Source organism: Novosphingobium hassiacum (genome assembly GCF_014196055.1).
Classification (GTDB): domain Bacteria; phylum Pseudomonadota; class Alphaproteobacteria; order Sphingomonadales; family Sphingomonadaceae; genus Novosphingobium; species Novosphingobium hassiacum.
In genome coordinates this window covers 1-10,911 of sequence record NZ_JACICY010000029.1, presented here as the reverse complement: position 1 = coordinate 10,911, position 10,911 = coordinate 1, and the positions used below count along the sequence as shown (strand labels likewise).

The 10,911-nt window shown below is 63.3% G+C and carries 8 protein-coding genes and 1 pseudogene; 5 read left to right on the top strand and 4 right to left on the bottom strand.

The features are described 5' to 3' along the window. Positions 1 to 89: 89 nt before the first annotated feature. A pseudogene (locus tag GGQ88_RS20495) lies at positions 90 to 1,868 on the top strand (strawberry notch C-terminal domain-containing protein); the annotation flags it as partial. Between the two features lie 15 nt (positions 1,869 to 1,883). On the opposite strand, the gene GGQ88_RS20490 reads toward GGQ88_RS20495, so the two are convergent. Together GGQ88_RS20490 and GGQ88_RS20485 are read right to left on the bottom strand one after the other, a co-directional pair. After that, the gene (locus GGQ88_RS20490) at positions 1,884 to 3,155 is read right to left on the bottom strand and encodes a Y-family DNA polymerase (RefSeq protein ID WP_183615284.1); all 1,272 of its coding nucleotides are present in this window, start codon (positions 3,153 to 3,155) and stop codon (positions 1,884 to 1,886) included. Further along, positions 3,155 to 3,574, bottom strand: a complete 420-nt coding sequence (locus GGQ88_RS20485; RefSeq protein WP_019054496.1) for a LexA family protein — start codon at positions 3,572 to 3,574, stop codon at positions 3,155 to 3,157. The genes GGQ88_RS20490 and GGQ88_RS20485 overlap by 1 nt, the downstream gene beginning before the upstream one ends. A 140-nt stretch (positions 3,575 to 3,714) precedes the next feature. Between GGQ88_RS20485 and GGQ88_RS20480 the strand changes: the two genes are divergently transcribed. Beyond that, on the top strand, positions 3,715 to 4,308 hold the full coding sequence (locus tag GGQ88_RS20480) for a hypothetical protein (RefSeq protein ID WP_183615283.1): 594 nt from the start codon (positions 3,715 to 3,717) through the stop codon (positions 4,306 to 4,308). A 7-nt stretch (positions 4,309 to 4,315) separates the two neighbouring features. Here GGQ88_RS20480 and GGQ88_RS20475 read toward each other — a convergent pair whose 3' ends face one another. Continuing rightward, complete coding sequence (locus tag GGQ88_RS20475; protein ID WP_183615282.1) at positions 4,316 to 5,071, bottom strand: hypothetical protein; 756 nt, start codon at positions 5,069 to 5,071, stop codon at positions 4,316 to 4,318. Next, the gene (locus GGQ88_RS20470) at positions 5,065 to 6,090 is read right to left on the bottom strand and encodes a helix-turn-helix domain-containing protein (protein WP_183615281.1); all 1,026 of its coding nucleotides are present in this window, start codon (positions 6,088 to 6,090) and stop codon (positions 5,065 to 5,067) included. The genes GGQ88_RS20475 and GGQ88_RS20470 overlap by 7 nt, the downstream gene beginning before the upstream one ends. Positions 6,091 to 6,335: 245 nt before the next feature. On the opposite strand from GGQ88_RS20470, the gene GGQ88_RS20465 reads away from it, so the two are divergent. The 3 genes from GGQ88_RS20465 (at position 6,336) to GGQ88_RS20455 (ending at position 10,855) form a co-directional block, all read left to right on the top strand. After that, positions 6,336 to 8,387 carry a ParB/RepB/Spo0J family partition protein gene (locus tag GGQ88_RS20465; RefSeq protein ID WP_183615280.1) on the top strand — a complete coding sequence of 684 codons (2,052 nt, stop codon included), beginning with the start codon at positions 6,336 to 6,338 and terminating at the stop codon, positions 8,385 to 8,387. Positions 8,388 to 8,462: 75 nt separating this feature from the next. Beyond that, positions 8,463 to 10,127, top strand: coding sequence for an ATP-binding protein (locus tag GGQ88_RS20460; RefSeq protein WP_183615279.1), 1,665 nt, complete (start codon positions 8,463 to 8,465; stop codon positions 10,125 to 10,127). Beyond that, entirely contained in the window at positions 10,124 to 10,855 is a 732-nt protein-coding gene (locus GGQ88_RS20455; RefSeq protein ID WP_183615278.1) for an ArdC family protein, read from the top strand. Before GGQ88_RS20460 ends, GGQ88_RS20455 begins: the two co-directional genes overlap by 4 nt. The last annotated feature ends 56 nt before the right edge of the window (positions 10,856 to 10,911 follow it).

Genomic DNA, 10,911 nt, shown 5'->3' with positions numbered 1-10,911 from the left:
AGGGAACCGTAATTATCTGGAGTGAAATCATGGAAAACCGAAGGAAACCTGCGCCTCCCGCCACCACGCTCGACATAAACTGCGACTGCAAAGAAGCGATCGTGGACTACCTCACCCGCGCCTTCCCGACCCGGCAGATGGAAGAATATGTCGACGAACTCGGCGATGTCCGCTCGCGCCCGATGTGGGACCAGGCCGGCAATCCGGTCCACAACCCTCAGGCCGAAGCCGCTCGAGAGCAACTCATCGAGCATATCTGTGCCATGCCGCCGATCCCGACCGCGCTCGATGCCCTACTTGTACACTACGGCGTGAGTGCGGTGGCCGAAGTCACCGGGCGCAGCAAACGCCTGGTACGCGATGGTTCGGGGCAACAACGCCTCGAAAGCCGCTCGCCCAGGACCAACCTTGCCGAGACCGCCGCGTTCATGACTGGCGCAAAGCGTATCCTCGTATTCTCGGATGCCGGCGGCACGGGGCGCAGCTACCACGCCAGCCTGGATGCGAAGAACCAGCAACGCCGGGTCCACTTCCTGCTCGAACCAGGCTGGCGCGCGGACCGGGCCATCCAGGGCTTGGGGCGCACCCACCGGACCCACCAGGCCTGTCCGCCGCTGTTCCGGCCGGTCACGACCGACTGCAAGGGTGAGGCGCGGTTCACCAGCACGATTGCGCGGCGGCTCGACGCACTGGGCGCGCTCACCCGCGGCCAGCGCCAGACCGGCGGCCAGGGCATGTTCGAGTCCTCAGACAACCTCGAGAGCAGCTACGCCAAGCACGCCTTGCATGACTGGTACGGATTGCTCGCAATGGGCAAACTCAAGAGCACCTCGCTCGCCGAGTTTCAGACAATGAGCGGGCTCGATCTCACCGACCAGGACGGTGTGCTGCGCGAGGACCTGCCGCCAATCCAGCGATGGCTCAACCGTATCCTCGCCATGAGGATCGCGGTGCAGAACGCCATCTTCGACGAGTTCCTGACCCTTGTCGAAACGCGCGTCGCGGCGGCGAAGGAGGCAGGCACCTTCGACATCGGGGTCGAGACGATCTCGGTCGAGGCTTGCCAGGTTCTGTCGGACACGGTGATCCGGACAGATCCCGTGACCGGCGCTACCTCGCACCTTCTCGAACTGTCGCTGACCCAGCGACGCAAGGTCCTCTCGCTCGAGCGAGTGCTCAAGCTGGCGTCTCACGAGGACAAGCCGCTGTTCATGCGCAACGGCAAATCGGGGAAGGTTGCCCTGGCGATCCGCGCGCCGTCCCACATGGATGAAGAGGGCAATACCATTCGGCGCTACGAACTCGTTCGGCCGCTGCGCAGTGAGTATCTCCGCGCCGACCACCTCGATGAGTCAGCCTGGGAGACGGTGTCCAAGGCCAGGTTCAGTGCCCTGTGGGAGGAGGAATATGCGGCAGATGAAAGCCAACTGGTCACGGAGACCGTTTACCTTGCGACCGGTCTGCTCCTTCCAATCTGGGGCGCGCTTCCCAAGGAAGACCTCACGGTCAATCGCATCGTCGACAAGTCTGGCACCTCTTGGCTCGGCCGTCATGTCCACGATCTCTATGTCGACGCGACCCTCGAGAAGCTCGGGGTCAACCGCACGGTTCCGACCGATCCCGACAAGATCGCTGCCGCCGTCATGGGGGGCGGAACATGGAAGGCGCCGCACCCCCTCAATTTCACAATCCGCACGTCGCGGGTGAACGGTTCCCGCAGGATAGAGATCGTCGATGCCGAAGCCGCGCGCATTCTCGAACTCAAGGCGAAGGGCTGCTTCACCGAGATTATCGCCTACAAGACGCGCGTGTTCGTGCCTCTCGACCGGGCTGACGCGATCATCTCCGGTATTGCCGGGCAGGCCTGACCCGATCGACGCCCGCTAGGTGAGCCTGGCCGAGGGGATGTCCGTCCAGCGCGTAGTAAAGCTCGGCGACAGGTTTTCGCGCCGCATGCGCCATTCCCCGTCCTTCTGTGCCAATCCCAACCTTGCCGTGCCGCGCCCATAGCGGGCGTTGATCTGGTCGATTGCGCTCATGAGCCCATCGTCAGGTGCCTCGATCCTGTCAAACAGCGAGGCAGGGGTATCTCCCGGCATGCCGAGGTCGAGCAGCAGTACACCGGCCTTTCGCCAATCATAGCCTGCACGCCAGATACGGTCGAAGATCCGCAGTACGGCGGCCGAAATCTCGCGGGTATCCGACGTTGGCCGATGAAAGGTCGCCGAGCCCGACAGCGACTTTTGCGGTGCGCCTTGGGCAAATGGATCGGTCCGGATGAACAACTGGACCGCGCCGGCGACCTGCCCGGCATGACGCACCTTTTCGGCGACCCTTTCGGAATAACTCATCACGGCATCGTGAACCTGGCTCTTTTCGCGGATCGCTGCGCCGAAGGTTCGCGAGCAACACGTCGTCTGTTTAGGCGAAGGCTGGTCTTCAAGGGCATGGCAAACGAAGCCGCGCAGTTCATGTACAGTGCGCAGGCCGACCACACCCATGCGCTGCCGGACCCAGCCATCGGGAGCGTTGGCGAATTCGTGGGCGGTGTGAATACCGCGCTCCTCAAGCATCACCGTCCAGCGCCTACCCACGCCCCAGACATCGCCGACCGGGGTTTTGCGCAAGGCAGCCTCGATCCAGGCCGGATGATGGACGAGATCGAGGACGCCGCCCGCCTTGGCCGATTTCTTCGCCAACCGATTAGCGAGCTTGGCCAGAGTCTTGGTTGGCCCAACGCCGACCGACACCGGAATTCCGGTCCATCGTCTGGTCCTCTCGCGCAAGAGCCGGCACCAATCGGTGAGACTGGGTACGGCCAATCGGTCGAGATCGAGGAAGCACTCGTCGATACTGTAGATTTCGTGGGAGGGTGCGCTCGCACCCAGCACGGTCATCACGCGCTCGGATATGTCGCCGTAAAGCGCATAGTTCGACGAGCAGACGGCAATGTCATGCTCCGCAACCAGCTTGCGGATCTTGAACATGGGTGCGCCCATCCCGACACCGAGCAGCTTGGCCTCATTGGAACGGGCAATGACGCAGCCATCGTTATTCGAGAGGACCACCACAGGGCGCTCCCGCAGGCGGGGCTGGAACAGCCGCTCACAGGATGCATAGAAGTTGTTGCAGTCGACCAGCGCAAAGGTAGCCATCAGCGGCCGCAATGGCGCCGGATGCTCGTGGTAACGACGCCCCAGATCTCGCAGTCGTTCTCGCCGATCGGCAACGAGGGATAGTCCATGTTCTCAGCCGCGAGATGCCATTGTCCGGCCACCTTTTTCAGGCGTTTGACGGTCAGGTCGCCGTGGAGAATGGCAATGACGATGTCGTCGGGCTGGGGGCTGATCCCGCGATCGATGACCAGCAGGTCGCCATCGAATATCCCCGCATCGCGCATGGATTCCCCGGCGGCGCGGACGAAAAACGTGGCCGCGGGCCTGCGGATCAGGTGCTCGTTGAGGTCGAGCTTGCCCTCGATGTGATCGTCCGCAGGGCTTGGAAAGCCGGCGGGGACTTGCGTTCCGAACAGCGGGAGTTCGAGTTTGGGCGGGCAATCGACAAAACTAAGCACGAGAAATGTTCCAGACCATAAATCAGAACATAAAAAGAACAGGTGCGGCGTGATTCGTCAACTCGGGGAAGTTGGCGGATGAGGCCAAATGCGGTTGGGAGCACTGGCGGCAACGTTCTGACTGACCTAAAGGCCCCAGAATGTCGCCAATCAAAGATATCCCGCAACTGGGAAAACTTGTCGCGGTCCAGCATGGCTGGGCCGCCGCCAAGGCCTTCAAGTCCTATGAAATGAACGTTGCCGATCGCGAGGCCTTGTCGTTGTGCGCAATCGATCTCCTCAAGGTTTTTCCGTCCATCCCAGGCGCATGCGCTCTGATGAGCGCGGCCCTGGCGGTCGGGCTTGAGCGGTGCATGGATGCGCCCATCCACGTGGTTGCTGGAACTTTGGCCGTCGACGGAGAGCCAGTCTTCGGGGACCGGCGGACCTTCGACGGTCCGCAGCTCTTCAGCACGTCGAACCCCGATTGGGATGGCCATGTCTGGGTGATGATCGGGTCCTATATCATCGACATCTCGATCTTTCGTACCGCCTATTCGGGCCTGGGACCTGCAAGGCTCGCCAAGCATATCGATTCGGCCTTCGGCCCGAACAAAGGGCTGTACGTCGACCGCTGGAGGCGAACTGCACAGCTCGGCCTGAGTTATGAACCCCAGTATGTTTTGAGCGCGGACGAGGTCACCCGCCTGATGGGCGGAGCTTACCACGTCATCAAGCAGGGTCAGCCCGCCTAAAGGTTGGTCAAAGCTGGTAGGCGGCGCGAAGGCGTGCGGCGACGTCCTCGCGCGTCATGTTCACCCTGAACTGCCTGGGGTCGAAGTCCGCCTCGATCGCCGCATTCTCGACAAAGGCGAGCATATCTTCCGCGACGGAAGGGGGCAGCGAATATCGAACCTCTGGGCTCAACAGCTGCAGAAGCCGTGCGACGTCGTTGCGGTGCTTGCGGATGTTCTTTTCATCGACCTGCAAGCCTTCCTCGCGCTGGCGGGTGAGGTCGAGCCAGGCACGCGCCTTGAATGGAATGATCGCGGCCTCGTCAAGCACCGGGATACCGCCAGCCTCGCGCACCATCGACTTGAGAAATTCGTAGTAGCTCTCGTCGAGGAGGATGGCGGACAAGCTGGCGGCGGCCTCGTCGATCGGAAGCGGCGTGAGGTGGGCGTCGCCGCCAAGCGTCAAGCCTTCGGGCGCTCGGGAGAATAGCTCGAGCATGGCGGGATAGCCTTCCGCCTTTGGCTTCTGGAAGCGATAAAGGACCTTCGCGCCTTCGCTGCTCTCCCGGATCTCGTAATCGCCCTCCTCGACAAAAGCCCAGAAGCGCGCGGCGAAGGCGCTGTCCAGCGCTTCGACCACCAGGACGATATCGAGATCCTTGGTGGCGCGGAAGTCCAGCCCGACCTCGTCCATGATCAATTCGCAGGCCGCCCCTCCGATCAGCACATATTGATGCTCGTGGCCCGCAAAATGCGCCCGAAAGCGATCGACCCCGATCACCATGCAATTGTCTCCAACAGTTCTTCCGCCGCTTGCGCAACGCGTTCGTCCGGGTTGCCCCTGACGCTGAGGTACAGCGAGAGGCGATCGACAACGCCATTGCTGGCGAGAATTCGGGGGTCGTAGGTCCATGTCTGAACCTCGACGCGCTCGTCATCGAATGCCGTCGCGGGCCTCAAGGACTGCGATGCCTGCAGGTGTTTCCAGCTGGCAGCCAGAACTGCCCTTGTCTCGACCCGCGGCGGTGCCAGCATGGTGTAGCGGGCAAGTGCCGTTGTCCCGGCAAGTGGACCGATCTCTTCGCCATCCGGAGCGCAGACCTCCCGAACCTTGCGCACCGGCGACTGGAGCTGCGCCTGGACCGTGTCCCAAAGCTCGCGGCCACGATGGGCCATGTGCAGACGGCGCTGCCGACCGACATGGTTTGCCTTCGCTAACTGGAGCGCCTCCAGCTCATCCAGAGTGCGGCTGATGCTCATGATCGAGACACGCAGTTCGTCTGCAAGTTCGGTGAGGTTCAGGCCGTCCAGGGCGCGACCCTGCAGGATTGCCAACAGCAGAAATTGCGTGGTCGGGCTGATCTGTTCGGCGTGAACTATCGCGAATGCAGGTGCGCGCTCGCGCAGGTCGAGGAACGCTTCGGGGACATAGAGCTGCGCGCCCGGCGCGATGAAGCCGATCTTACGGTCCGTCATCTGACGGCGGATCGCGCTCGACACGCGGCCCAACAGCAGAAGCACCAGGTCGCCCCCGAGTTGGTGGCGAACCATTTCTCGGTGCTTCAGGTACTGCGCGGTGGTGCCAGATCCGGTCGGCAGGTTCTCACGGAGGGCCATAAGCAGCAGTGCGCGGCCGTCCAGCGAGCCTTGCCAGATCGTGTAACGGTCGAGGATGAAGTGCGGTAGATTCGTGGGTGCCACTGGCACGAGGCCAAGCCGCTGTCCGAAAGCGTCCTCGACATACGCTTCAGCAGCTTCTGCGAGCGCTTCCAACCGCGCTTCAGGAACTCTTTCTAACACCATGTGGCCTATTTAACATCACTAGTGTTAAAAGTCCATTGCGATGTTAGACCGCTTGCAAGCGGCAGCGTTCGCGGCCTCTTCATGAGGCATAAATCCGGCATTTATTCCTCACGGGAGCGAGCAAGAAGCCTTTTGCATCCGCAGTTGTCGCAGGGAACCCGAACAATCCTGAAACTGTGAGGGGAGGGGGGCTGGAAGGGGCGAGCCGAAGGGCTCGGCCAAGTCCGGCTTTCAGGAGCACCCCCATGAACGATATCGAGATGATCCCGCTCGGCAAGCTGCGCTTGTCCGATGCCAATGTGCGTAAGAACGACAGCAACCTCTTCATCGAGGAACTTGCCGCCAACATCGAGGCCAAGGGCCTTCTCCAGAACCTGATCGTGGCGCCGGCCAAGAAGCGTGGCATGTTCGACGTGACCGCCGGTGGTCGCCGACTACGGGCACTCAACTTTCTCCTCGAGGCTGGCAAGCTCGCCAAGGATTACCCCGTTACCTGCCGCGTTCTCGACATCGACGCGGCTGAACAGTCCGAGCTATCACTCATCGAGAACGTCATCCGGCTCGACATGACGCCGACCGACGAGATCCGCGCCTACAAGCACTTCGTCAACGAGGGCAGTGACCTCGACGCGATCGCCAAGCGGTTCGGCCGCACCCGCCGGTTCATCGAAGGCCGCCTGCGGCTTGCCGACCTTGCCGATCCGATCTTTGCGGCGCTCGAAGAGGGCAAGATCACCCTTGACGTCGCCAAGGCCTACGCGACGACGCCCAACCACGATCGCCAGATGATGGTCTGGAACGAGCTGTCGAACAGCTGGCAGGGCAACCAGCCCGATTCCATCCGCCGGATGATCACCCACAGCGCGATCCGTTCGTCCTCGCCGATGGCCAAGCTCGCGAGCGAAGCCGAATACCTCGCCGCCGGCGGCAAGATCGAGCGCGACCTCTTCACCGAGGACGGCGGCGAGACCTGGATCGACGCCGAGATTGCGCAGCGTATCGCCGGCGAGAAGCTCCAGGCCTTCGCAACCGAAGTTGCCGCAACCTCCGGTTATGCCTGGGTCCGTCCGATCCTTGAGACGCGCATCACCTACAGCGCTACCGAAGATCTCCATCAGGTCCATCTCGAGCCTGCTCCGCTCTCGGTGGATGAGCAAGCTGAAGCTGATCGCCTGCTCGAGACGATTTCGTCGCTCGAAGCGGAAAGTGAAGCGCTCGACGACGACGACGAAGCGGCCGCTTCCGACTTCCAGGCACGCTGGGATGCCGCAACCAACGCCTATGACGCACTCCACGATAAGCCGCCTGTCATCCCCGAGGAAATGAAGGCCAATCTGGGCTGCTTCGTCATCATCGGAGCCGATGGCCAGCCCGCCGTCGCCAGCGGCCTCTACAGCGACAAACCGCTCGAACGGCGCAAGGGGCGTGGGTCCGACGCGGGCGAGGGTGCCAGCGGAGCAGGGGAGGGCGGTAGCGCCGCTTCGGCTCCCAAGCCGCTATCGCAGAAGCTGGTCGAGGAACTCGCCGTGCAGCGCCGCGACATCCTCGCGATCAACCTTGCATCGAACCCGGCCATCGCGCTCGACTACCTGATCTTCGCGATTGCCGACTCCCGCGCACTTTATAGCGCACAGGCTCTCGGCACGACGATTCGCGCGCCATCACCCTCACTCTACCTCGCCAACTATCCGGAAAATCCAGCGCATACGCTGATGGCCGATATGCGCGAGACGCTCGACCTGTCGTGGACCGAACATCACCGCACGGTCGACCGGTTCTCGGCGTTCAGTGCGCTCGACGATGATGCCAAGGCCAGCTGGCTAGCCTGGTGCATGGCCAAGACGCTGGAAGCCAGCATGGGGATCGACAAGAAAGCCGGTCAGTCCGGCCCCGAGCCGATCGATCTTCACGATCATCTTGCCGCGCTGATGGGAATCAATGTCGCCAGCCACTGGCGTCCTACCTCAGCCAATTACTTCGACCGCGTGAGCAAGCAGGCGCTGCTCGCGCACGTGACCGAAGTCGGCGGCCCGACCATGGCGGCGAGCTTCATGGGATCGAAGAAGGGTGACCTCTCGGCATCCTGCGAGAAGCTGTTCGCGGGCGAAACCATCGTCACTCCCGAGGTCAAGGAAGCCGCTCTCGCCTGGGTGCCCGAGGCCATGCGCTTCCGGGTGCTCGCGTCGAGCGAGCCCGATGAGGAAGCGCCGGTTGCGTGCGAACCCGAGAGCGATGCGGGCGACCTCGAACCTGCCGAAGAGCAGGACGCCCAAGCCGACGAGACCGTCGACGCCTGACCAGCCTTGCCGGCACGCTGCCCGCGCATCCGTTGCGATCTGCGGCAGCGTGCCGGTCCATCCAGGAACCACCTCATGACCATGATCACCAAGCTGCGCGCCCGGGTCTCCCCCGAGGCGATCTCGAAGGTCACCCGGATCTTCAACGGGACCCTCGACGACATCTTCAACGAACTCTTCCAGAATGCCCGCCGCGCAGGCGCGGGCCGCATCACCGTCACCGCCGATCACACGGCGGACGCATGCCTCATCACGGTGAGCGATGACGGCGCCGGGATCGCCGACTCGGTCGACCTCCTCTCGCTCGGGGCATCCGATTGGCCCGACGAGTGCCGTGCCCGCGAAGACCCGGCAGGCATGGGCTTCTTCAGCCTTGCTGGCCGCGACACCGTGGTCAGTTCGCGGAGCGCGGACGGCGCGTTCTCGCTGGCGATCACGGGCGATGCCTGGACCGGCGAGGCCGACATCGATGTGCTGCCCTTCGACGGGCCGCGCGGCACGACAATCGCCTTCCGGTTCGATCCGCAGCCTGACGGCAAGCTCAAACGCTGCGTCGAGGCAGCCGCCCGGTTCCTGCCGCTCTCGGTCAGTTACAACGGCAAGGACCTCGCCCGCGCCGATTTCCTCGCCGACGCGCACAAGGTCATCGAGCGGGAGGGGTTCCGGATCGGCGTGTTCCGCGACCGGCACTCGCCGCACGTGGCGACGCTCAACTTCCACGGCGTGACCCTCAAACACGCCTTCCCGGTCGTGAAGGAAGTCCATCACACCCAGTGGTCCGTGCAGGTCGACGTCATCGACGCGCCCGATCTCGTCTTGGTGCTGCCCGCCCGCAAGGAAATCTACCGCAACGCCGCGCTCGACCGGCTCGTGGCACTCTGCCGCGAGGCGATCTTTTCGGTCATCCGCGAGGAACCGTTCCACCGCCTGAGCTTCGAGGACTGGCTCGAGGCGAGCCTGTATTACGACAATTTCCCGCAGGCGGCGCGGCAGTTGCCGCTGTGGTACCCGACGTTCGCCCGCGACAGCTACCGCGAGGTGCCGCGGTTTGCCGACCTCGAGCCTGGCGCGGCGATCTACGATGATACCGACTCCTTCGATGCCGTCACCTTCGGCCGCGCCTTGCGGCGCTCGAACGGTGGCGAGATACACCGTCTGGGCGGCCCTGAGCCGCGTGCCTTCTACGAGCCGATCACCAACTTCATCGGCTATCCCTGGTACGATGCCCTCGCGGCCTTCGTGCGCAGCGGCGAGCGCTTCACCTTCGATCGCGGCACGCCTGAAGACGAAGCCGACGCGGTCACCCTACGCCCCGACGCGATCACGATCGAACTGACCGACCAGCACGACCGGCGGCTCGATCTCGAGACCGACTTTGCGATTCTAGACGACCCTGACTCCTGGGGCGATCCCGATTGCGCGCGCATTGCGCTGACCCGGACCACCGCGCTTGCCCCGGACGATCTCACCGACCTCATCATCGACGCCGTGTTCTCGCCCTCGGATGATTCCGATGCGGACAGCTATGACACCCAGGAGACCCGCTTCCGTCACGATGCCGCAGTGCGCGCGCATGCGATCCTCGAGGGCGAGGACGCTGCGATCCTTGCCGGCATCCGCATGGCTTTCGCCGACCGGGTCGCCTGGCGCATCCCGCACGGGCGCACGCTTCGCCTCTCTTGGTCGTCCGCCACCTCCGACCTCTCCCTCGATCCTGCCCAGGAGGGCCCGGCCCAATGACCCGTCATCCCAAACCCGACGTCGCACAGGTCATCACCGACCTGATCCTCGAAAAGATCGCCGCTGGCACGGCCCCGTGGCTCAAACCCTGGACCTCGACCAGCACGCGGCCGCACCGCCACAACGGGGTCCCCTATTCGGGGATCAACACCTTCTTCCTCTGGGCAGTGGCCGAAAGCCGCGGTTACGCTAGCCCCTACTGGATGACGTTCAGGCAGGCGCTCGAACTTGGCGCCCATGTCCGGAAGGGCGAGAGCGGCTCGTTCAGCGTGTTCTACAGTTCGGCGCGCAAAACCGACACCGATCGCCAGACCGGTGAGGCAACCGAAAAGACGATCCGCTTCATGAAGTGGAACCACGTCTTCAACGCCTCGCAGATTGAGGGGCTTCCGACGCACTACTACCCCGAGCCGCCTAACCCCAAGGCGATTGGCGCACTTTCGGCCGGAGTGCAGGCATTTCTCGATGCGATCCCGATCCGCGTAGTCCATGGCGGGGACAGCGCTCATTACACGCCGAGCACTGACACGGTGACCCTGCCGCCGCCGCAGGCATTTCATTCGATCGAGGCCTACTTCTCGACCCGGTGTCATGAGCTCGGACACGCCACGGGGTCACCCAAGCGGTTGGGCCGCCAGTTCGGCAAGCGCTTCGGTGACGACGCCTATGCGTTCGAGGAAATCGTCGCATTATCTGGACAGTCTGCACCGTGCCTGTCGCTTCATTGAACGGTATGATCCGGGCACGACGCAGGGGGTCATCAGGCCGGATGAAGCGCTATCCA

Excerpts from the sequence above, each read along its gene's own strand:
- GGQ88_RS20490 (WP_183615284.1), bottom strand. The coding sequence starts at position 3,155 with ATGGCTACCTTTGCGCTGGTCGACTGCAACAACTTCTATGCATCCTGT.
- GGQ88_RS20480 (WP_183615283.1), top strand. The coding sequence starts at position 3,715 with ATGTCGCCAATCAAAGATATCCCGCAACTGGGAAAACTTGTCGCGGTC.
- GGQ88_RS20475 (WP_183615282.1), bottom strand. The coding sequence starts at position 5,071 with ATGGTGATCGGGGTCGATCGCTTTCGGGCGCATTTTGCGGGCCACGAG.
- GGQ88_RS20470 (WP_183615281.1), bottom strand. The coding sequence starts at position 6,090 with ATGGTGTTAGAAAGAGTTCCTGAAGCGCGGTTGGAAGCGCTCGCAGAA.
- GGQ88_RS20465 (WP_183615280.1), top strand. The coding sequence starts at position 6,336 with ATGAACGATATCGAGATGATCCCGCTCGGCAAGCTGCGCTTGTCCGAT.
- GGQ88_RS20460 (WP_183615279.1), top strand. The coding sequence starts at position 8,463 with ATGACCATGATCACCAAGCTGCGCGCCCGGGTCTCCCCCGAGGCGATC.
- GGQ88_RS20455 (WP_183615278.1), top strand. The coding sequence starts at position 10,124 with ATGACCCGTCATCCCAAACCCGACGTCGCACAGGTCATCACCGACCTG.